Source organism: Klebsiella electrica, assembly GCF_006711645.1.
In the GTDB taxonomy this organism is placed as follows: Bacteria; Pseudomonadota; Gammaproteobacteria; order Enterobacterales; family Enterobacteriaceae; genus Klebsiella; species Klebsiella electrica.
Window position 1 is genome coordinate 1,560,589 of record NZ_CP041247.1, and the last position, 22,035, is coordinate 1,582,623.

Consider the following 22,035-nt stretch of genomic DNA (forward strand, 5'->3'; position numbering starts at 1 on the left):
TCTGTCACAAAACAGGGGATGATAGCGCGTGGACGGGGCATATACCAGTACAAAATATGATTTGACGTACACATTTATTAAACATTTTTATAACGGATCTCAAAACTCAACTTAAAATTTAAACAATATTTAATTTTTTGATCTTCGGTGTTACCTTGATTCTTGATAATCGTTTCACCTGCGCTAAATAAAAAGCGAGTAAAGTAAGGCTCAAATCCAATGAAGAAAAAGATGGCCGTACCCAGCTCACCGGCGGTTGGTTCAAATACACCTCGGACCAACACCCGCCATGAGCAAGAGACGGATGTATTGTTGATCGGCGGCGGCATCATGAGCGCCACGTTGGGAACCTGGCTTCAGGAACTTGAGCCGGACTGGTCTATTACCATGGTCGAGCAGATGTCGAGCGTGGCAGAAGAGAGCTCGAACGGCTGGAACAATGCGGGTACCGGCCATGCGGCTTTGATGGAGCTGAACTACACGCCGCAAACCGCCAGCGGGATTAACATCGATAAAGCGGTCGATATCAACGAATCCTTCCAAATCTCGCGGCAATTTTGGGCGCACCAGGTGACACGCGGCATACTCAGTAAGCCGAAATCGTTTATTAACAGCGTACCGCACATGAGTTTTGTGTGGGGCGAAGACAATGTGAATTTCCTGCGCGCGCGTTATGCGGCGCTGCAGCAAAGTGAGCTGTTCCGCGGGATTCGCTATTCTGAAGATCATCAGCAGATCAAAGAGTGGGCGCCGCTGGTGATGGAAGGGCGCGATCCGCAGCAAAAAGTGGCCGCGACCCGCACCGAAGTCGGGACCGACGTCAACTACGGGGAAATCACCCGTCAGCTGATTGCCGGACTGCAGACCCACGATAACTTCTCTTTGCAGCTTGGTACCGTCGTGCGTCGCTTTAAGCGCAACGCGGACAAGAGCTGGACGGTCACCCTGGCCGATGCCGATAATCGTCGCCAGAAGCGGGTGATTAAAGCCAAATTTATCTTTATTGGCGCCGGTGGAGCCGCGCTGACGCTGTTGCAGGAAACCGGTATTCCTCAGGCGAAAGAGTACGCGGGCTTCCCGGTGGGCGGTCAGTTCCTGGTGTGTGAAAACCCGGAGGTGGTTAACCATCATCTGGCGAAAGTTTATGGTCAGGCTGAAGTGGGCGCGCCGCCGATGTCGGTCCCGCATATCGATACGCGGATTATCGATGGCAAGCGGGTGGTACTGTTCGGGCCATTCGCCACCTTCTCGACCCGCTTCCTGAAAAACGGTTCGCTGTGGGATCTGCTGGCATCAACCAACACCTCGAATATTCTGCCGATGCTCAATGTCGGTCTGGATAACTTCGACCTGGTGAAATACCTGATTAGTCAGGTGATGCAGAAAGATAACGATCGTCACGAGGCGCTACGCGAATACTATCCGGAAGCGAATAAAGAAGACTGGCGCTTGTGGCAGGCCGGTCAGCGCGTGCAGATTATCAAACGCAACGGTAAGAAGGGCGTACTGCGTCTGGGCACCGAAGTCGTCAGCGATGATGAAGGGACCGTTGCCGCGCTGCTGGGGGCGTCTCCAGGAGCCTCGACGGCAGCGCCTATCATGCTGCAGCTGATGGAGAAGGTCTTTAAAGAGAAAGTTCAGTCGCCCGCCTGGCAGGCGAAACTGAAAGAGATCATCCCGTCCTACGGCCTGCGTCTGGATGGTAACCCGGCGGCGATTGAACAGGCGCTGGCGTGGACCAGTGAAGTACTGCAACTGCATTACGAGCCAGTCACGATGGTTGATCAGGTCCCGCTTGCACAGCTCAAGCCGCTGTCTGGCGATAAACCTATGGCGGATATTGCGCTGTAATTGCGCGGTAGCACGATATCCGGCGGCTGATGCCGCCGGATGGTGATTGTTATGCCTTAGCGTTCAACGGCATTGCCGATGGTTTCGCCGGCTTTCCAGATACGGTATTTCACTTCGACGTTATCTGGCGTGTAGACCACGATTGGCAGCTTGCTGTTGTAGCGCAGCATCGCATCATCACCTAATCCTGCCAGCACGAATTTACGCTCTTTTTTGCCGTCCGGGCAGGCCATCATGGTCGAAACCGGTCCGGTCACTTTGTCAAACACGTAGTAATCGTAGCCCCAGCCTTCCAGCGTTTTGCTTTCCAGTTGGCCGCCAAGGCGATGGTGGTTGCAGTCAACCTCCAGGGTCTGGCCGATCATCAGCTCGACTTTAAATGCGGATTCGTCCTGCTGCTGCGGCAGCTGAATCACCTGACGCTTCATGCCTTTTTCCGCCTGCGGATAGGGGGCGATCTTTTCCAGAGGTTGTTCAGCGGCCAGCGCGCTGGTGGATACACCGGCAACGGCCAGCAGAGAAACAGCAAGCGTAGCGATTTTCTTCACGATTCATCATCCTTTGTTATCGATCTTTAACGACCAAAGACTAACACCCTTTTGCAGAATGGTAAGAATAATTTACCATTATTTTCATATATCCTGGTCGTATTCACTGGATTTGATATTGTGTTTGCAAGTATTCACTATCTGCTTTTACTCTATGAGCGAAAGGTTCTTTGGCCATCCGCCAGGGGGAAGCTAAGGCTTCCCCCGGTGCTCATTCATCGCGACTGATTTTGCCTTCCTCGATGAACTCTTCATTTATTTCGTCGGTATTGCCAGCGTGTTCGCGGCCCGATAGCAGATTCCAGCAGGCGATAAACAGGGCGGCGATCAGCGGGCCGATAACAAAGCCATTGATACCGTAAATCTCCATGCCGCCGAGGGTGGAAATTAAAATCAGATAGTCCGGCATTTTGGTGTCTTTGCCCACCAGCAGCGGGCGCAGAATGTTATCCACCAGGCCTATCACCACCACGAAGAAGCCGACGATAAACGCCCCCTGCCAGAGCTGATCGGTGGCAAACAGGAAGATGGCGGCCGGCACCCAGACAATGGCCGAACCGATCGCCGGAATCAGCGACAGGAACGCCATGATGGCGCCCCACAAAATGCTGCCGTCGAGGCCGGCGATAGAAAACGCGATACCGCCGAGTGTGCCCTGCGCGACGGCGACGGCGACGGTCCCTTTTACGGTGGCTCGTGATACGGCGGCAAATTTGGCAAACAGATGCTGCTTAACGTAGTTAGACAGCGGCAGAGACTCAAGGATGAGCATAACCAGATAGGGGCCATCCTTGAGCAGGAAAAACAGCAGATAGAGCATGATGCCGAAGCTAACGGTAAAGCCGAAAGTCCCTTTACCAATCAGGAACGCGCTGCCGGCCAGATATTGTCCGCCTTTGAGGGCGGCGTCAGAGAGCTGTTTCTGAATCTGCTCTGCGCTGTCAAGGTTATGCTCGGAGAGAAAGCTTCTGGCCCACTCCGGCAGATGGGCAAACAGGTTTGCCACCACCACGGGAAACTGGGTGTCGTTATGCTGCAGCCGGGTGTACACCAGGTTTAGCTCAATCGCCAGCGATGAAATGATGATCGCCAGCGGGGTGAAGACAATCAGGCAGATAATCACGACGGTCAATAGCGATGCCAGGCCATTGCGCTCACCGAGGCGAGCACGCAATTTGTTCTTCACCGGGTTAAAGATGACCGACAGAATCGCGGCCCACAGTATGGCTGAATAATAAGGGGAAAGAACATTAAAAAAGGCGAGGCTGACCATCAGCAAAATCAGGATAAAAAATCCCTTCGTAAGTCCATTAACTCTCATATTAATCGTTCCGGTGTCAGGCAAGTACGACGAATAATAGAAGCTATTCACCGATTTACAATCAATAAGGTCGGAGTTTGTTCATCACAAGCGCAGAAAGCGGGATAAAAATGGATTTGGCCGCGGCCCGCGACCATTGCGGCGGCGGGATTCAGGCAACAAAAAAACCGCAAACTCAGAGAGAGTGCGGGTTTTTGTGGGGTTACCGGTCGTTAACGAAACTTACCGGTGAATGATTTGGTCGGCACGAGAGGATTTGAACCTCCGACCCCCGACACCCCATGACGGTGCGCTACCAGGCTGCGCTACGTGCCGACGTATGGAGGACAATATTACCCGTTCCCCAACCGAATGCAAGCCGGGGAACGGCTGATTGATTCATAATTAATCAATCAGTTAGCGATAAAGCGTTTTTCGTCAGTCAGGATCTGCAGCAGCAGGCTGAGCTGAGGTTTGCGGTTATCGATTTTCTTACCGTCGCTGTCCCAGGTGCTGTAGGTGCCGTTGTGGTTCAGCACCACGGTCGCCTCTGACGACGTGACCGCCAGCGTATCGCCGTTGGCTGCCGTTACCCAGGCCCGGCGGCGCACGGGGCTGAACAGGTCTTCGCCCTGAGAATATTCGTTGGCGGGCGTGGAGACGTGCAGCAGGCGCTGCATCAGCGTCGTCATCACATCTTTGTTGCTGGTCAGCGTCGCGATGTTCTGCGCCGGAATGCCAGGCCAGTGAATAACCAGAGGAACCTGCAGTTGCTCCCGGGACCAGTCAAATTCACCGTTCTGCGGATTCAACGGCATCCCGTGAGCGGCGGTGATAATCACCACCGTATTATCCAGTTTTCCGGCCTCGTTCAGAGCGCTCAGCACCCGGCCGATCTGGTTATCAACATCTCCCGCCGCACGGCTGTAGCGCCGCGCGAAATTTTGCTGCTGACTGTCGTCCAATGTGGTGCCGTTCAGCGAAATCCACGAGAACCAGCGGTTTTCATCCTGAGCATAGCGATTGAGCCAGCCAATCCATTGGTCCGCCGTTTGCTCATCGCTCTGCGTTTTCTCATTGGGCAGCGAGAAATCGGACAGCAGCGCCTGGCGATAGAGCGGGCTGCTGAAGCCATCGGAGGAGAACAGTCCCAGCTGATATCCCTGCTGGTTAAAGGCCGTAATCAACGCTGCCGGAATGCGGGCAGAGAGCACGCCATCCATATAGCCCGGCGAAATCCCGTAGAACAGGCCAAACATACCGTTATCGGTGGTGTTGCCGGAGCTCATATGCTGGGTAAAGTTGACGTTCTCTTGCGCGAAACGGGCCAGTTCCGGCATATTTTTCTCAAACCGCGAATAGTTCAGGTTATCGACGGTGATGAGCAGAACGTTGTAGCCAGCCCCCAGATCGCGATAGCGCAGGGTGCTCAGGGGGTACTCAACGGAGACGGCTTCCGGCGCCCCCTGTTCCATCAGACGCCGCTGGTAATCCTGGGCGTCGAGCAGGCCATGTTTCTCAAGGAAACGGCGAGCCGTCATCGGATAGGAGAGCGGCAGGTTCGCCCGTTGCATGGTGATCGGGCGATAGAAATTCGCATCCGCCCAGATATAAATCAGGTGGCTGCTAATAAAAGAGAGGAAGAAGAACCAGGCGACAGGCCGGGCGTAGTGACGGCGACGCGTCAGGCTGCGCAGCTTCTGCCAGCTCCAGGTCGCAAACAGCATTTCCAGCAGGAAGATAATCGGCACGCTGATAAACATCAGTTGCCAGTCGCGCGCCATCTCATTCTGGTCAGGGTTGATGACCAGTTCCCAGACAATCGGGTTAAGATGCAGGTGGAAACGGGTAAAAACTTCGCTATCGATCAGCAGCAGCGTCATGCCCGCGGTCGCCAGAATGACCGACAGGAAGCGCATCAAGCGCTGCGATATGACGATAAAGGTCAGCGGGAACAGAATCAGGACATAGCTGGTAAACACCAGGAAACTGAAGTGACCCACGAGGCTGACGTACGAGAAAATACGTCCGCCCAGAGTCGTGGGCCAGTCGGCGACAAAAAGATAGCGGCTGCCGAGCACCATGGCCAACAACATGTTGAACAGGGCGAACCAGTGCCCCCAGCTGACCATCTGGGAGATTTTTTCTCGGTAGGGCTGACGAAGAGTCACCATATACAGTTGTTGGTTATCCTTAGTGCGCCGGATCGTCGTTGATTGAAGACTGTAGAGCCTGGGCAAAAGAACGGGCGATCGCCTGACGCTGCGCCGGCGCGACGCTACTATTGATCAGGTTAGTCACCATATTGCCCAGCACCATCAGTGAAAGGTCAACGGGGGCTTTGTGTGTTTCCAGCACGTTGGTCAGCTCGCTGAGCAGCTGTTCGACGTGTTCATCACTATAGCGGGATAATTGCGGCATAAACTCAAAATCTGTTTGTTCGTGAAAGGGCAACATATTACCGTAGCAGAAGCTTTTTTTCCGCATTTTTTCGCCACGGCGCAAAAGCGTGCACGATCGCGAGTCTCAGGCGCTCGAAGAGTCACGCGGCAGTTGCGTCGCCGTCCCGGCGGTGGTTGAATACCGGCCGGTCTAAAAGGAGAGTTTAACATGAGTCTGGATATCGACCAGATTGCCCTGCATCAGTTAATTAAACGTGATGAACAAAACCTCGAGCTGGTGCTGCGCGATTCCTTACTGGAGCCGAATGCGCCGGTCGTGGAAATGATGGCCGAGCTGCATCGTGTCTACAGCGCTAAAAACAAAGCCTACGGTCTGTTTAACGAAGAGAGCGAGCTGGCGCAGGCCCTTCGCCAGCAGCGCCAGGGCGAAGAAGACTTTCTCCCGTTCAGCCGGGCGGCAACCGGCCGTCTGCGTGACGAACTGGCGAAATATCCTTTCGCAGAAGGCGGTATCGTTCTGTTCTGTCAGTATCGTTATCTGGCGGTAGAGTATTTGCTGGTGGCGGTACTCAACAACCTGAGCAGTATGCGCGTTAACGAAGATCTGGATATCAGCTCGACCCACTATCTGGATATCAATCATGCCGATATTGTGGCGCGCATTGACCTGACGGAATGGGAAACCAATTCGGAGTCAACCCGCTACCTGACCTTCCTCAAAGGCCGGGTCGGACGTAAAGTGGCCGATTTCTTTATGGACTTCCTCGGCGCCAGCGAAGGGCTGAACGCCAAAGCGCAGAACCGTGGCCTGCTGCAGGCGGTCGATGATTTTGCCTCCGATGCTCAGCTCGATAAGTCCGAGCGGCAGAACGTTCGTCAGCAGGTATACGCTTATTGCAACGAGCAGCTGCAGGCGGGAGAAGAGATTGAACTGGAATCTTTATCCAAAGAGCTGGCCGGCGTCAGCGAGAAGAGTTTCCAGCAGTTTACCGCTGAACAGGGGTATGAGCTGGAAGAGAGCTTCCCGGCGGATCGCAGTACGCTGCGTCAGTTGACCAAGTTTGCCGGCAGCGGCGGCGGGTTAACGATCAACTTTGATGCCATGCTGCTGGGTGAGCGGGTGTTCTGGGATCCGGCAACGGATACGCTGACCATCAAAGGCACGCCGCCCAACCTGCGCGATCAGCTGCAGCGTCGGACCTCCGGCGGTAGCTGATTCTCCGCCAGCCCCGCTGAATGTCGGGGCTGCTGCCCGTGCCTTCTGCGGCCCGCGGCGTTCCTACTCTGCATCAGCGCGGATCGTTTCGATCCCATGCTGAGTCAGCTTCGCCTGCAGGGCCTCATCGAGCACACCATCGATAATCAGGGTACTGGCAAGGCTTAACTCGCCGATGGCAAACGCCGACGCCGAGTTCAGTTTTTCCTGCGACGCCATCACAATGGTTTCCGCTGCCCGCGCGGCGAGCGCCCGCTTGATAGCCGCCTCTTCATAATCGCCGGTCGTGAAACCGGCGCGGTCGTGCACTCCGGTAACGCCCATAAAAAACAGATCGGCATTGATCCGCGCAATACCTTCCAGCGCGCTGGCGCCGACGGCGACCACCGAGTGTTTAAACAGCCGCCCGCCGATAAGAATGACTTCAATCAAAGGCCGCTCCACCAGCGCGACGGCAATACCGGGGCTGTGGGTCACGACGGTACAGGCCAAATCAGCCGGCAGAGAGCGGACCATTTCTTCTGTCGTGGTCCCGCCGTCGATAATCACCACCTGTCCCGGCTGGATCAGCGCCGCTGCCCGGCGGGCAATGGCCTGCTTCGAGGCGATTTGCACGTTTTTTCTTGTTTCGATTGGCGCGATGGCCGCCGAAACCGGCAGCGCGCCGCCGTGGACCCGCTGCAGTTTACCTTCCCCCGCCAGCTCGCGTAAATCCCGGCGAATCGAGTCTTCAGAGACGTTAAACCGCTGGCTTAGCTCGCCGGACATAACCTGTTTTTCGACGGCGAGAATCTGCAGTATTTGCTGTTTTCGTTGGCTGGCAAGCATATTTTTACCTTCACGCTTTATCTTGTTTATGCGTTATTTTGCATGTTATCGTGGCCGCTGTCATCTCATCAGGAGAAAAATATGTCCAGTGATACCCCTCGCGTTCGCCACGTGCGTGAAACGCTGCTGTCCGACAACTGGTATACGTTAAAAAAATACACTTTTGAATTGCTGCGACGGGACGGCCGTTGGCAGGAGCAGAGCCGTGAGGCCTACGATCGCGGCAACGGCGCGGTGATTCTGCTCTATAACCGGATACAGCAAACCGTCGTGCTTATTCGCCAGTTTCGTTTTCCGGTGTGGATTAACGGTCATAATGGCTTTTTGATCGAAGCGGCCGCCGGACTGCTGGATAATGCATCGCCGGAAGAGCGCATTATCGCCGAGGCGGAAGAAGAGACCGGCTTTCGCGTCACCGGCATTGAACCGGTTTTTACCGCCTATATGAGCCCCGGTTCGGTAACGGAAAAGCTCTACTTTTTCATTGCCGAATATTCGGCGGATGACCGGCGGAACGAAGGCGGTGGGCTGGCGGCGGAAGGGGAGGATATCGAAGTACTGGAGTGGCCGCTGGCCCGGGCGTTACAAGCGATTCGCGAAGGGGAAATTGTGGATGCCAAAACCATTATGCTACTGCAACACCTGGCGCTCACGGTGTCGCCGCGCCTTGCCCCGGATGACGCAAGGCGCGATAACGCTTAGCGCAGTTTGCGGGCGATGGCGCTGTACACGGCTGGGAAGGGGTAGAGGAGATCGCAACCGAAGTCGGTACCCAGGGGCTGAATATCACAATGGTGATGTTGTGGCAGCCGGGAATGAACAAGCACCCGACGCCGGGAGAGGGGATTGATTTTGCGCCTCTGCTGTGGGAGCGGAACGCATAACAAAACGCCCCGGACCTTGCGGGCCGGGGCGTTTGCCACTCAACTTGCTATCGCGATTAAGCGCGAACGAAGTCGATGTGAGACAGTTTCGGCTTGTAAGCGTGACGCTGAACAGCCTGAACTTTTACTTTCTCTTCTTTGCCATCAACAACGATGGTCAGAACTTCGCTGTAGAATTCAGCTTTGTCCTGCAGGTTCCACAGTTTGTCGTGATCCAGTTCGATAGCAACCGGAGCCGCTTCGCCACCGTAAACGATAGCCGGGAACTTGTTAGCTGCGCGCAGGCGGCGGCTCGCACCCTTACCCTGCTCTTTACGTACTTCTGCGTCGATAGTAAACATTGATGTCTCTCTATATTTAAATCCTGCTACAGGCGACCCAGCAACAGGCAGATTTTCTGCTTTGCGAATGCAAAAGCGGGCGGCATTATATCCACCTATGGCGTTGACGGCAATGAAAACCTCAGGCGCGGTGGCGATTAACGCAGTTCGTTGGCCCGGCGAAAGCGGCCCTGATAGTCGAAGATTTTTTCACGGACCTGCCAGTATTGCCCTTTCATGCGTGCGACGACAAAGTCCGGGTGGCGCAGCAGGACCCGCTGGGCAAGGATATCGGCAGGGGTAATCCAGCGCAGCGGCACGCCCGGCGTGCGGGTATGCGGGCGGATAAACAGCTGCTCAAACGCGGTGCGCTGGGCCGGCGTCTGCAGGCGGAAGCGTTCGCTGACATCAGCGCCGTCCTCATCGTAATAGGTGATTTTCAGCCACGGGCCTTTATCGTCGGCACCGTGCTGCAGGTCCATGCCGCTACAGCGCAGCACCAGGGCATCTTTGAGCTTCAGCGCGGCCTTGAGCATATCATCGGGGTCGACCAGAATGGTGTCGCACTCGCGGCAGCGGCGGGCGGCAATATCATTTTCCGCATTGCACTGCGGACAGTGTTTAAAACGAAAACGAAAATCGCACTGTTCGCGGTGACCATCGTCATCGTCAAACCAGCCCTGGCAGCGGCGGCCGAAGTGTTCAATCAGCGTGCCGTCGGCGGTGGTTTTTCCCCAGAAGGTATTGGCAAAGCCACAGGCCGGGCAGAAGACCTGTACGGGGACGTTATCGCTTTTGCCCTTCGGCGAGCCCACCTCCGGTGCGTAGAGATCGTGAGGATTTCCGGCATAGTCGAGAATCAGGCAGTCGGTTTTCCCCGGCGCCAGACGCAGGCCGCGGCCGACAATTTGCTGATAAAGGCTGACCGACTCCGTGGGACGCAGGATGGCTATCAGATCGACATGCGGGGCATCAAATCCGGTGGTGAGAACCGCGACGTTCACCAGATAACGGTACCGCTGCGCTTTAAAGGCTTCGATGAGGCGATCGCGCTGTGGACCGGGCGTTTCGCCGGTAATGAGCTCTGCGTCGCCGGCGGGCAGCAGGCCGGTAATTTCCCGCGCGTGCTCTACCGTGGAGGCGAAAATCATCACGCCTTTACGCGTTTGGGCAAACTCGACGACCTGGCTGACGATATGCGGCGTAATGCGCTGCTGCTTTTTCAGCTCATGATTGAGGTCGGCTTCGCTAAACAGACCGTTGCTCTGCGGCTGAAGGCGGCTGAAATCGTACTGCACGACCGGCATATCCAGCCGCTCCGGAGGCGTCAGATATCCGTGCTTAATCATATAGCGCAGCGGTAGCTCGTAAATACAGTCACGAAACAACGCCTTGTCATCGCCGCGAACCATGCCGTGATAATGAAACTGGTAGATCCAGCCCTTGCCGAGGCGGAACGGCGTGGCGGTCAATCCGAGCAGGCGCAACTGCGGGTTAACCTGCTGCAAATGGCTGATAATTTGCTGATACTGGCTGTCATCATCATCGCTGATACGGTGGCATTCATCGATAATCAGCAGTGAAAACTCGGCCTGAAACTGTTCAAGATTACGGGCGACCGATTGCACGCTACCGAAGACCACCTTGCCGTGGCTCTCTTTGCGTTTCAGGCCAGCGGCAAAAATATCCGCCTCCAGCCCAAGCGCACAATACTTGGCGTGGTTTTGCGCCACCAGCTCCTTAACGTGCGCCAGCACCAGAACGCGGCCACGCGCCAGACGCGCCAGCTCGGCGATGACCAGGCTTTTGCCCGCGCCGGTCGGCAGGACGATGGCGGCAGGTTCCTGATGGCGACGAAACCAGGCGAGCGTGGCGTCGACGGCCTCTTTTTGGTAGGGACGTAATGTAAAAGTCATGGCTATACTGGTGTTGATTAACTCGCAAATAGTATGCCACGAATCTTTTCCCTTGAGTGGCGTTAAGAGCCCGTTATACTAGCCAGCGAACTTCTTCTTTTTCGGGCGTTTGCCCGCTCCAGCATTATTACAGGCTAAAAAAATCTCATGCGACTTGATAAGTTTATCGCTCAGCAACTTGGCGTCAGTCGGGCTATTGCCGGGCGTGAAATCCGCAGCAGCCGCGTTCTTGTCGACGGCGAAATCGTCAAAGATGCGTCGTTTAAGCTCCAGCCAGAGCACGACGTGGAGTATGACGGCAATACGCTGACCCAGCAGAACGGCCCGCGCTACTTTATGCTCAACAAGCCGCAGGGGTACGTTTGCTCCACGGACGATCCGGATCATCCAACGATTCTCTATTTCCTCGATGTCCCGGTCGCGCATAAGCTGCATGCCGCAGGTCGACTGGATATCGACACCACCGGACTGGTGCTGATGACCGATGACGGGCAGTGGTCGCACCGCATTACTTCTCCGCGCCATCACTGCGAGAAAACTTATCTGGTGACCCTCGAAAACCCGGTGGATGAGCAAACGGCTGAACAGTTTGCTACAGGCGTTCAGCTGCATAATGAAAAAGATCTGACGAAACCTGCGCGCCTGGAAGTGCTGACGCCAACGGAAGTTCGCTTAACGATAAGCGAAGGGCGCTACCATCAGGTGAAACGCATGTTCGCGGCGGTGGGTAACCACGTCGTCGGCCTGCATCGTGAACGTATTGGCGACATCATGCTGGATGAATCTCTGGAGCCTGGCGAGTACCGCCCGCTGACGGAAGATGAGATAGCCAGCGTTGGCCTCCAGCATGCGCGGAGTAAAACGTGACGGCAAAGCAGAATTCTTCACTGGGGATTGTGTTTATTCTTGGCCTGCTGGCCATGTTGATGCCACTGTCGATAGATATGTATCTCCCGGCGCTGCCGGTGATTTCGGCGCAGTTTAATGTGCCGGACGGCAGTGCGCAGATGACGCTCAGTACCTATATTCTGGGCTTTGCTTTCGGCCAGTTGCTGTATGGCCCGATGGCGGACAGCATTGGGCGTAAGCCGGTGATCCTCGGGGGAACGCTGATTTTTGCCGCGGCTGCGGTGGCCTGTGCGCTGTCGCAGACTATCGACATGCTGATTACCATGCGCTTCTTCCACGGTCTGGCGGCCGCGGCGGCGAGCGTGGTCATCAACGCCCTGATGCGCGATATCTATCCGAAAGAGGAGTTTTCGCGCATGATGTCGTTTGTCATGCTGGTCACCACTATCGCGCCGCTGGTTGCGCCGATGGTGGGGGGCGCGGTGCTGGTATGGTTCAGCTGGCATGCGATCTTCTGGATCCTTGCGCTGGCGGCGCTGCTGGCCTCCGCGATGATCGCTTTTTTCATCAGCGAAACGCTGCCGGTTGAACGGCGGCAAAAGTTTAGCCTGCGCACTACGCTGGGTAACTTTGCCACCTTGTTCCGCCATAAGCGGGTGCTGAGCTATATGCTGGCGAGCGGCTTCAGCTTTGCCGGGATGTTCTCATTCCTGAGCGCCGGGCCGTTTGTCTATATCAATATCAACCACGTTTCGCCGCAGCACTTTGGTTACTATTTTGCGCTGAATATTGCCTTCTTGTTCATCATGACCATCATTAACAGCCGTTTTGTCCGCCGGATCGGCGCGCTGAATATGTTCCGCGCCGGGCTGTGGATTCAGTTTGTGATGGCGATATGGATGGTGGTCTGCGCGCTGCTGGATGTCGGATTCTGGGCGCTGGTGGTCGGCGTTGCCGCCTTTGTTGGCTGCGTTTCGATGGTCTCCTCCAACGCGATGGCGGTCATTCTGGATGAGTTTCCCCATATGGCGGGCACCGCTTCATCGCTGGCGGGGACCTTCCGCTTTGGCATCGGGGCGATTATTGGCGCGCTGCTGTCCATGGCTACCTTTACGACCGCCTGGCCGATGCTGATTTCGATCGCATTTTGCGCCAGCAGCTCCATCCTTTTCTCTCTCTACGCCAGCCGACGGCGAAAAATCGCTCGCTAAAAGACCTTCCTGAAGGGGCGATTTCCGCCCCTTTTTTGACGCACATCAACCGCGATGGGCTTCCCGGTTCTGTAATTTGTTTCTTTTATGTAAAATCAAATAGTGTAAAAAGTCGCATTGTTGCGATAAAAAAGTTGTTTTGGATCACAGAAACGGGTACATATAGCCCCGATCTGCTTGCGCAGAGAAACAATAAGGTTCTGGATTATCAGTCGTTAACCCTGACGCGATGCGGGTGTAAACGTTTTCTATGCTGATGCAGGACTATTTGTCAACGATGTGTTAGTATTGATGTAAATTTATTGTGAAGCATTTTGCTTCCGGGGAAACTAAGTGAATACACAGCAACTCTCTATCGTACACCGTCTGCCGCAGAGCTATCGCTGGCTGGCCGGGTTTGCGGGTTCAAGAGTTGAACCGATTCCACAAAACGGCGCCGAGAGTGAAAACAGCCTCGTTGCGCTGAAGCTGCTCAGCCCGGACGGGGAGAAAGCGTGGCCGGTGATGCATAAGCTCAGCCAGGCCCTCAGCGACATCGAAGTCGATTGCTCCATCGTTGAGTGTGAAGGGGAGCCGTGCCTGTTTGTCAATTTGCAGGACGAGTTTGCGGCAACCTGTCGACTGAAAAATTTCGGCGTGGCGATTGCCGAACCGTTCTCTGGCCACAACCCATTCTGACCGTCAGCCCAGCGCCAGAAGCTGGCGGGTATAAGCCTGCTGTGGAGCGGTAAAGACGCGCTCGCACTCCCCCTGCTCGACAACTTCTCCCTGTCGTAACACCATCACCTGATGACACAACGTCCGCACCACGCGTAAATCATGGCTGATAAAAATATAGGCCAGCCGGTGTTTTTGCTGTAAGGCTTTCAGCAAAGCCAGAATTTGTGCCTGGACGGTCTTATCCAGCGACGACGTAGGTTCATCCAGCACGATAAGCTGAGGCTTCACGATCAGCGCCCGGGCAATCGCAATACGCTGACGCTGGCCGCCGGAAAACTCAGCCGGATAGCGATGCCGCGTTTGCGGGTCGAGCCCTACCTCTTGCATCACCTGTATCACCGCGTGTTCACGCGCGGCCGGCGTTAACCCTGGCTGGTGGACGCGCAGACCCTCTTCAATAATCTGCAGCACGTTCAGGCGGGGATTCAGCGATGAGTTGGGGTCCTGGAAGACTATTTGCATCTGGCGGCGCAGCGGCAGCATTTGCCGACGGCTACGCCCCTGCAGCGCTTGTCCTTCAAAGACGATTGTCCCTTGCGAGGCAATCAGGCGCAGCAGCGCCAGCCCGGTGGTGCTTTTCCCCGATCCCGACTCGCCCACCAGGCCGAGGGTTTCCCCGGCGCGCAGCTGGAAATTCAGCGCCTTGACCACCCGGTGACTCTCCACGATCCGGCGGAGGATCCCTTTACGTACCGGGAAGGCGACGCTCAGATCGACGGCTTTTAGCAGCAGCGGCGCATCGGCGGCCAGCGGCACCGGGCTGCCGGAGGGTTCGCTGTCCAGCAGGCGACGGGTATAAGGGTGTTCGGGGGCGGCGAACAGCGCCCGACAGGCGTTTTGTTCGACGCAGCGGCCGTTTTGCATCACCGCCACGCGGTCGGCGAGCTGGCGGACAATGCTTAAGTTATGGGTAATAAACAGCAGCCCCATATTCAGTTCGTCTTTCAGTTCGCGTAACAGCCGCAGGATTTGCGCCTGCACGGTCACGTCCAGCGCGGTCGTGGGTTCATCGGCAATCAGCAGCTCCGGCCGGGTGAGCAGCGCCATGGCAATCATGATCCGCTGGCGTTCGCCGCCGGAAAACTGATGCGGGTAGTCCGCCAGCCGGCGTAGCGCATTGCGGATCCCGACCCGTTCCAGACAGTTAAGGATCTCGCCGCGCGCGGCCTCTTTACGCATGCCGCGATGCAAAGACAGCACTTCATACAGCTGCTTTTCCAGCGTATGCAGGGGATTGAGCGACACCATCGGTTCCTGAAATATCATCGCGATACGGTTGCCGCGCACCTGACTGAGCGTGCGCTCATCGGCGTGGAGCAGCGACTGACCGTGAAAGCGAATATCTCCGCCAGGGTAGCAGACCGGCGGAGAGGGAAGCAGCCGCAGCACCGAGAGCGCGGAGACGCTTTTACCGGATCCGGATTCGCCGACCAGCGCCAGAGTCTCTCCGGCGCGAATATCCAGGGACAGCTCGCTGACGACGGTGTGGGGCTTGCCCTGCTGGCGGAAGGCGATGGAGAGGTTGTCTATCTCTAACAAAGGCTGCGTCATGTTATACCGCCTTACCGGGGTCGAAGGCGTCGCGGACGGCTTCACCAATGAAAATTAACAGCGATAGCAGCACCGCGACCGACAAAAAGGCGGCGATGCCCAGCCACGGCGCCTGCAGATTGTTTTTCCCCTGTAGCAGCAGTTCACCCAGCGAGGGCGAACCTAACGGCAGGCCGAAGCCGAGAAAATCCAGAGAAGTCAGGGTGGTGATTGAACTGCACAGAATAAACGGTAAGAAAGTCAGGGTCGCGACCATGGCGTTAGGCAGCATGTGGCGGAAAATGATATGGCGGTCGCTGACCCCCAGGGCCTGCGCCGCGCGAATGTAGTCATAGTTACGGGTGCGCAGGAATTCCGCGCGCACCACGCCGACCAGCGCCATCCAGCCGAACAGTACCGTAATGGCCAGCAGCCACCAGAAGCCCGGCTGGACGACGCTGGAGAGCAAAATAATCAGGAACAGGGTCGGCATCCCTGACCACACCTCAATAAACCGCTGGCCCCACAGGTCGATCTTACCGCCGTAGTACCCCTGAATAGCGCCCGCCAGCACCCCCAGTACGCTGGAGAAAAAGGTCAGCAGCAGGCCAAACAGAATCGATATCCGCGTGCCGTATAAAATACGGGCCAGCACATCGCCGCCGTTGGCATCGGTACCCAGCCAGTTTCTCGTTGAGGGAGGGGAAGGGAAGGGCGTCTGGGTGGCGAAGTCGATAGTGGTGGCACCAAATCGGATCGGCGCCCACAGTACCCAGCCGTTATCATCCAGCTGCTTTTGCAGCCACGGATCCTGATAGTCGGCGGCGGTAGCAAACGGGCCGCCAAAGGTCGTCTCGCTATAATTTTTCAACGCCGGAACGTACAGACTGCCGCGATACTGCACCAGCAGCGGCCGGTCGTTGGCAATCAGCTCGGCGCACAGGCTGCACAGGAAAAGCAGCATAAATAGCCACAGCGACAGGTAGCCGCGGCGATTGTGACGAAAACGCGCCCAGCGGGCCTGATTCACGGGACTCAGAAAAGACATCAGCGGCCCTCAAAATCAATACGCGGATCGACCAGCGTGTAGCAGATATCGCTGACAATATTCAGCAGCAGGCCGATCAGCGTAAAAATATACAGCGTGCCGAACATCACCGGGTAATCACGGGAAACGGTCGCCTCATAGCCCAGCAGTCCCAGGCCGTTGAGGGAAAACATCACCTCAATCAGCAGGGAACCGGTGAAAAACATGCTGATAAACATCGCCGGGAAACCGGCGATCACCAGCAGCATGGCATTGCGAAAAACATGGCCCCATAAAATTTGCGTTTCGCCGACCCCTTTGGCGCGAGCGGTCACGACATACTGCTTGCGGATCTCATCAAGAAAGCTGTTCTTGGTCAGCATGGTGAGCGCCGCAAAGCCGCCGATGACCGTCGCCAGCACCGGCAGCGTAATGTGCCAGAGATAGTCGAGAACCTTCTGATACCACGTCAGGCTCGCGAAATTAGCGGACACCAGCCCGCGCAGCGGAAACAGGTCCAGATAGCTCCCCCCCGCGAAGAGTACGACCAGGATGATGGCGAACAGAAAGGCCGGGATGGCGTAGCCAATAATGATCAGGGTACTGCTCCAGATATCAAACTGGCTGCCGTTATGGACGGCTTTGCGGATGCCGAGCGGGATTGAAACCAGATAGATAATCAGCGTACTCCATAGCCCCAGGGTGATGGAAACCGGCATGCTGTTTTTGATCAGCTGTAAGACCGACGCGCTGCGGAAAAGGCTGTCGCCAAAATCGAAGCGCAGATAGTCGCCGAGCATGTTCAGGTAGCGTTCGTGGAGCGGTTTATCAAAGCCGTAGCGGTGGGTGATTTCGGCAATCACTTCCGGATCGAGACCGCGTCCGCCGCGATAATGACCTTCGCTGATGTTGCCGACGCCGGTACGGGCATGGCTGGCGGCCATACCGCTTTCTCCGGCGCCAGGTAAACCGCCGCGGTTGCCAAATTCAATGGCGGCGATGGCCTGATCGACCGGGCCGCCCGGCGCTATCTGGACGATAAAAAAGTTGATCGTAATGATTGCCCACAGCGTGGGGATTATCAGCAGCAGTCGGCGGATCAGGTATGCGCCCATCGTTATTCCTTACCGTTTGTCCGCGGGCAGTTTTGCCGCTTTGTTGACGTCATACCACCAGGTATCAAACCCGGATGAGTAGACGGGGCGGGTCTGTGGGAAAGAGAATTTATCCCAGTACGCCGTCCTGTCCTGCGCCATATACCACATCGGTAGCATGTAATAGTTCCAGGTCAGCACCCGGTCCAGCGCGCGGCCCAGGGGCAGGAGCTTCTGCTTATTACCCTGCCAGCGGATGATCTGCGCAATCAGTTTATCCACCACCGGGCTCTGAACTCCGGGCGCATTGTAGCTGGAGTGAATATATGACGAATCCCAGGAGATTTGCAGGTCGGTTCCCGGCCAGGGCGTCGCGCGCCAGACGATGGGCATCATATCGTAGTCGCGACTGCGGCGGCGGTTACTGTACTGTGAGTTATCGACCTGGCGAATATCCATCGTAATCCCGAGGCGCTGGAGATTATGCTGGAACGGCAGCACCCAGCGATCGTTGCCCCCGGAAGGCAGCAGAAGTTCAAAGCGCAGCGGCTTGCCGGTAGCGGCGTTGATCCGGCGCTGGTTTTTCAGCACCCAACCCGCCTGTTTAAGCAAGGCATCGGCCTGCAGCAGATTGCTGCGGTCGAAGCCATCGCCGCGGGAGCGCGGCGGCTGATAGACGGAGGTGAAGACCTCCGGCGGCAAATCGGCTTTCATTGGCGTCAGCAGGGCGAGCTCTTCGGCATCGGGCGCCTGACGCGCCGCATATTCGGTATTCTGAAAGTAGCTGCTGGCCCGGCTGTAGGCGCCATAAAACAGCGCCTTATTCATCCATTCAAAATCGAAGGCGAGGGTGATGGCTTCACGGACCTGGCGGTCGTTAAACACCGGGCGCTGGATATTGAATGCCAGCCATTGGGTATCCTGCGCCGAGGTGTTCGGGTACTCATCCTTGACGATATAGCCGTGGGTAAAATTGCGTCCGACATAGCGGGTCGACCAGTTTTTGGCTATTGTCTCTGCCCGGCGGTCGACGGCACCAGCCTTAAAGGCTTCAAAGGCGACATTATCATCGAGGTAGTAGTCGTAGCGCAGGGTGTCGAAATTCCAGCGTCCGCGGTTTACCGGCAGGTCGGCTGCCCAGTAGTCTTTCACTCGCGAGTAGATGATGTACTGGCCCATCCGCCAGTCGGTAATCCGATAGGGGCCGCTGGCCAGCGGCGGAGTGGAGAGCGGGTCGCTGAGCTTATGGTTACGCCAGAAGGCCTCCGGCATCACCGGCAGGGAGAGCAGGCTCAGCATATTTTCCTTGCCGGGCTGCGCCAGCGTAATGCGCACGGTGCGCGGCGCAACGGCCTCAACGCGGGTCCCCTTGTAGAACAGGCGGAACTGTGGCACCCCTTCGGTCATAAATTTGTGGAAGGTGAAGGCGACATCGCTGGCGGTAATCGGGCTGCCATCATGAAAGCGGGCGTGCGGATTGAGGGTTATCTCCATCCATGAGAAATCATCGGCGTAGCGCGTGTGCTCGGCAATGAGCGGATAATAGCTGCCCGGTTCATCATCGGACGTGGTGAACAGCGTGTCATACAGTGCCTCGGTGCGCACGCCCGGGTTGCCGCGCAGCGCATAGCGGTTGAAGTTGTCGAAGGTGCCAATGGTGGCGTTAACGATAGTTCCCCCCTTCGGGGCCCTGGGATTGGCATAATCGAAATGGTCAAAGCCGACGGCGTATTTCGGTTCGCCAATGATGGCAAAAGTGCTGCCCTCTTTTATGGTTTGCGCCTGACTATTCAGGCTGAACAGGGTCAGTAATATCAGGCAGACTCGCGCAAACATAGCCAGATTAATATCCTCTGTGAGCGGGCATCATCAAGAGCGGTTACCGGGCGGCAAAATATTTTGCCGGTTTGTCATGGGCCGCGATCAGCTCTTCCAGCGGCAGCGGACGGCTCAGCCAATAGCCCTGCAGGAAGTTTACGCCATGTTTGCGTAACCACTCCGCCTGCTCCGGCGTTTCGACCCCTTCCGCAACGGTCATGAGCTGCAGGCGGCGGCTCAGTGTCAGTACCGCATCCAGCACCGGTGAGGTGACGGTCTCGGTCCCGATAGCCTGTACAAAGCCGCGATCGATTTTCAGATAGTCAAATTTATAACGCTCAAGGTAGATAAGCGCACTATGTCCGGTACCAAAATCGTCAATCGCGATCTCAAATCCCTGCTCATGCAGCCAGTCAAAGATGGCCAGCGACTTGTTTTTATCGATCATCGCACGTTCGGTAATTTCAAGAACCACATTGAAGTGGTTGGCTGGCAGGGAGGCCGCGAACTGCTGAAGGTCGGCCTGAAATTGGTCGGCGTGCAGATGGGCCGGTGAGATATTCAGCCCCAGCTTGCAGCCGACGGGCAGAATTTTTTGCAAGGCCGGCGCGTCATGGGCGATCAGCGCGAATAAATGATGGGTGAGTGGCACAATCATTTGCTGCGTTTCAGCCAGGTTAATAAACACGTCGGGCGGGATTTCCCCGGCGACCGGATGGCGCCAGCGCATCAGCACTTCAATACCGCTAATGCGCAGGGTATCCGCTTTGACTACCGGCTGATAGACAACGTAGAACTGATTGTTTTTAATCCCCAGCAGAATGGCTTTACGCGGATCGGATTTCAGCGACAGCACATAGTAACTCACCAGTCCAGCCAGCAGGCCGCAGACCACGCCGAGCAGCAGCGAAAATTGTGTATTTTCCGATAGCCAGCTGTTGGCATAGAGATAAACCTTCAGCGGCAGCCCTTTGATTTGTACCTGGCGAATGGGCTCTGCGGCCAGGTTCTGCGGGTCAATAATGCTGTTGGTCAGGGTGGAGAGGGCGGTATCGTTGACAACCAGCACGATGCTGCTGAAATCGTTCTGACGGGCGGAGTAAAGAATATAGGGTGTCAGGTTGGTATTGATTGAGACGAAAACGCCATCCTCGCTGCTGCCCGGATTGCGTACCCACATCGCCAGAGCGGCGTTCTTCGGCATCATCGGCGTCCCTGGCAGGAGCCGCATATCGACCGCCTTACGGGGATCGATATGCGGGATAAGCTGTACCAGAGGCGTGTCCATGGCGCCGGTGGCGGAGGAGCAAAAGACGACACCGTCTTTCACCAGCAAAAACGCGCGCACGTTTGGGCTAAAGGCCGCCCGTGCGGTCAGTCCTGAGGCAATGTTTTCACACTTCTGGCCGACCAGTGGCTGCAGGCCGGTCATGGTTTTCTCGAGCTGGCTAAAGTATTCGGTCAGGTAGACGTTGACGTTGTCGATGATACTGTCAAAACGTTCAGACCGGCTATGGTAAATCACCATAACCTGAATGCTACCGGCCAGCAGAGCGACGATAACCCCGATGAGTATGCTGGTCAGCCAGATATTACGCCGGGGTGACAGGTGACGGGTAGGCATAGGCTATATAGTCGATCCGTATTAATGAGTTGCGCCAATGGGTTGACAGGAAACGTTTTCTCTATCGCCACTAAAAGGGATAGCCTATATTGCGGCATTCATAGGTAAACAGGCAAAAAAAAACACCGCCGTAGCAGTGTTTTTTTGTTCTGGCCGTCAGCCAAGGGATAACTGACGTCAGAAAGGATTACGAGCGGCTCAGAACTCGTCGCGCTTCGTTATAGCGCTTATTCCAGTACGGCTCGTTCATGCTGGAGATGGTCACACCGCTGCTGGTGGAAGCATGGACGAACTGATCGTTGCCGATATAGATGCCGACATGGCGACCGGTGGAACCCGCCCGGAACAGAACTAAATCACCGGTGCGCAGTTGAGAGCGTGAAATAGACCTGCCGGAATCCTGCTGCTCAGAAGTGGAGCGCGGCAGTTCCAGACCAAATTGTTCGCGGAAAGTACGCTGCACAAAGGCGGAGCAATCAATGCCTTTGCGGGTGCTGCCGCCGAGGCGGTAACGCACGCCTTTCCAGCTGGCATACTGGTCCATCAAACGGGACTTAACGTCCAGATTGTTGACCATCTTTTCAAATTCATCCTGAGAGGCTTGCAGTGATGATAAATCGCCACTACCCACAGCATGCGTCTCAGAATGCATATTCCTTGCGGTACTACTTGTCGAACTACAGGCAGAGAGCAAAACTGCCACTGCTATCGCGGGCACAACCCGCAAGATATATCTCAAAATCGGCTGAGATTTGACCATGTTGTTTGTTTTCCCTTGTTGTCCTTAACGACAATGTCGTTATAAAAAATGCCAAACGTGCTAGAGCCTAAATACCTGCCAGCAATGAGACAATTCCTTAAACCTAAATTTGTGGGATACCGCACAAATTTATTTTT

The 22,035-nt window shown here is 56.0% G+C and carries 19 protein-coding genes, 1 tRNA gene and 1 pseudogene; 7 read left to right on the forward strand and 14 right to left on the reverse strand.

Annotated elements, in window-relative coordinates; all coding sequences use genetic code 11:
• Positions 1-219 precede the first annotated feature (219 nt).
• On the forward strand, positions 220-1,851 hold the full coding sequence (gene mqo, locus Electrica_RS07500) for a malate dehydrogenase (quinone) (protein WP_131048189.1): 1,632 nt from the start codon (positions 220-222) through the stop codon (positions 1,849-1,851).
• 56 nt (positions 1,852-1,907) lie between these two features.
• Here mqo and eco read toward each other — a convergent pair whose 3' ends face one another.
• From eco to Electrica_RS07525, 5 genes are all read right to left on the reverse strand, one after another.
• Positions 1,908-2,399 (reverse strand): serine protease inhibitor ecotin, encoded by a 492-nt coding sequence (eco, locus tag Electrica_RS07505; RefSeq protein ID WP_100682733.1) that lies wholly within the window; start codon positions 2,397-2,399, stop codon positions 1,908-1,910.
• Between the two features lie 211 nt (positions 2,400-2,610).
• The gene (locus tag Electrica_RS07510; RefSeq protein WP_141964131.1) at positions 2,611-3,720 is read right to left on the reverse strand and encodes an AI-2E family transporter; all 1,110 of its coding nucleotides are present in this window, start codon (positions 3,718-3,720) and stop codon (positions 2,611-2,613) included.
• A 238-nt stretch (positions 3,721-3,958) separates the two neighbouring features.
• Positions 3,959-4,035, reverse strand: a tRNA-Pro gene (locus Electrica_RS07515).
• 77 nt (positions 4,036-4,112) lie between these two features.
• Positions 4,113-5,873: an LPS biosynthesis-modulating metalloenzyme YejM gene (yejM, locus tag Electrica_RS07520; RefSeq protein ID WP_131048186.1), complete on the reverse strand. Its 1,761-nt coding sequence runs from the start codon at positions 5,871-5,873 to the stop codon at positions 4,113-4,115.
• A 19-nt stretch (positions 5,874-5,892) separates the two neighbouring features.
• Positions 5,893-6,120 carry a YejL family protein gene (locus Electrica_RS07525; RefSeq protein ID WP_015583825.1) on the reverse strand — a complete coding sequence of 76 codons (228 nt, stop codon included), beginning with the start codon at positions 6,118-6,120 and terminating at the stop codon, positions 5,893-5,895.
• A 189-nt stretch (positions 6,121-6,309) separates the two neighbouring features.
• Here Electrica_RS07525 and yejK point away from each other — a divergent pair, with 189 nt between their 5' ends.
• Positions 6,310-7,317, forward strand: a complete 1,008-nt coding sequence (gene yejK, locus Electrica_RS07530; RefSeq protein WP_141964133.1) for a nucleoid-associated protein YejK — start codon at positions 6,310-6,312, stop codon at positions 7,315-7,317.
• A 63-nt stretch (positions 7,318-7,380) separates the two neighbouring features.
• Here the strand turns inward: yejK and Electrica_RS07535 are convergent, their stop codons facing one another.
• Positions 7,381-8,145 (reverse strand): DeoR/GlpR family DNA-binding transcription regulator, encoded by a 765-nt coding sequence (locus tag Electrica_RS07535; protein WP_141964135.1) that lies wholly within the window; start codon positions 8,143-8,145, stop codon positions 7,381-7,383.
• An 81-nt stretch (positions 8,146-8,226) separates the two neighbouring features.
• Here Electrica_RS07535 and Electrica_RS07540 point away from each other — a divergent pair, with 81 nt between their 5' ends.
• Positions 8,227-8,847, forward strand: coding sequence for an NUDIX domain-containing protein (locus tag Electrica_RS07540; protein ID WP_141964137.1), 621 nt, complete (start codon positions 8,227-8,229; stop codon positions 8,845-8,847).
• 32 nt (positions 8,848-8,879) lie between these two features.
• Positions 8,880-9,029 (forward strand): annotated as a pseudogene (locus tag Electrica_RS28795) (LysR family transcriptional regulator); the annotation flags it as partial.
• Between the two features lie 56 nt (positions 9,030-9,085).
• Here Electrica_RS28795 and rplY read toward each other — a convergent pair.
• Positions 9,086-9,370 carry a 50S ribosomal protein L25 gene (gene rplY / locus Electrica_RS07550; RefSeq protein WP_100682727.1) on the reverse strand — a complete coding sequence of 95 codons (285 nt, stop codon included), beginning with the start codon at positions 9,368-9,370 and terminating at the stop codon, positions 9,086-9,088.
• Between the two features lie 137 nt (positions 9,371-9,507).
• Positions 9,508-11,265: a DEAD/DEAH box helicase gene (locus tag Electrica_RS07555; RefSeq protein ID WP_141964139.1), complete on the reverse strand. Its 1,758-nt coding sequence runs from the start codon at positions 11,263-11,265 to the stop codon at positions 9,508-9,510.
• Positions 11,266-11,412: 147 nt separating this feature from the next.
• Here Electrica_RS07555 and rsuA point away from each other — a divergent pair, with 147 nt between their 5' ends.
• The 3 genes from rsuA to Electrica_RS07575 all read left to right on the forward strand — a co-directional run bounded on the left by rsuA (position 11,413) and on the right by Electrica_RS07575 (position 14,003).
• Positions 11,413-12,132, forward strand: coding sequence for a 16S rRNA pseudouridine(516) synthase RsuA (gene rsuA / locus Electrica_RS07560; protein ID WP_100682725.1), 720 nt, complete (start codon positions 11,413-11,415; stop codon positions 12,130-12,132).
• Positions 12,129-13,325, forward strand: a complete 1,197-nt coding sequence (locus tag Electrica_RS07565) for a Bcr/CflA family multidrug efflux MFS transporter (protein ID WP_141964141.1) — start codon at positions 12,129-12,131, stop codon at positions 13,323-13,325. The genes rsuA and Electrica_RS07565 overlap by 4 nt, the downstream gene beginning before the upstream one ends.
• Before the next feature lie 333 nt (positions 13,326-13,658).
• On the forward strand, positions 13,659-14,003 hold the full coding sequence (locus Electrica_RS07575; RefSeq protein WP_004864837.1) for a YejG family protein: 345 nt from the start codon (positions 13,659-13,661) through the stop codon (positions 14,001-14,003).
• Positions 14,004-14,006: 3 nt separating this feature from the next.
• On the opposite strand, the gene yejF is transcribed toward Electrica_RS07575, so the two are convergent.
• The 6 genes from yejF to mepS form a co-directional block, all read right to left on the reverse strand.
• A complete protein-coding gene (gene yejF, locus Electrica_RS07580) occupies positions 14,007-15,596 on the reverse strand; it encodes a microcin C ABC transporter ATP-binding protein YejF (protein WP_141964143.1) in 1,590 nt (529 codons plus the stop codon).
• Between the two features lies 1 nt (position 15,597).
• Positions 15,598-16,623, reverse strand: a complete 1,026-nt coding sequence (locus Electrica_RS07585) for a microcin C ABC transporter permease (RefSeq protein WP_100682721.1) — start codon at positions 16,621-16,623, stop codon at positions 15,598-15,600.
• Positions 16,623-17,717: a microcin C ABC transporter permease YejB gene (locus Electrica_RS07590; RefSeq protein WP_131048177.1), complete on the reverse strand. Its 1,095-nt coding sequence runs from the start codon at positions 17,715-17,717 to the stop codon at positions 16,623-16,625. The genes Electrica_RS07585 and Electrica_RS07590 overlap by 1 nt, the downstream gene beginning before the upstream one ends.
• A gap of 9 nt (positions 17,718-17,726) precedes the next feature.
• The gene (locus tag Electrica_RS07595) at positions 17,727-19,532 is read right to left on the reverse strand and encodes an extracellular solute-binding protein (protein WP_131048176.1); all 1,806 of its coding nucleotides are present in this window, start codon (positions 19,530-19,532) and stop codon (positions 17,727-17,729) included.
• A gap of 43 nt (positions 19,533-19,575) precedes the next feature.
• Complete coding sequence (locus tag Electrica_RS07600) at positions 19,576-21,138, reverse strand: cyclic di-GMP phosphodiesterase (RefSeq protein WP_131048175.1); 1,563 nt, start codon at positions 21,136-21,138, stop codon at positions 19,576-19,578.
• 187 nt (positions 21,139-21,325) lie between these two features.
• Positions 21,326-21,898: a bifunctional murein DD-endopeptidase/murein LD-carboxypeptidase gene (gene mepS, locus Electrica_RS07605; protein ID WP_100682717.1), complete on the reverse strand. Its 573-nt coding sequence runs from the start codon at positions 21,896-21,898 to the stop codon at positions 21,326-21,328.
• Positions 21,899-22,035 lie beyond the last annotated feature (137 nt).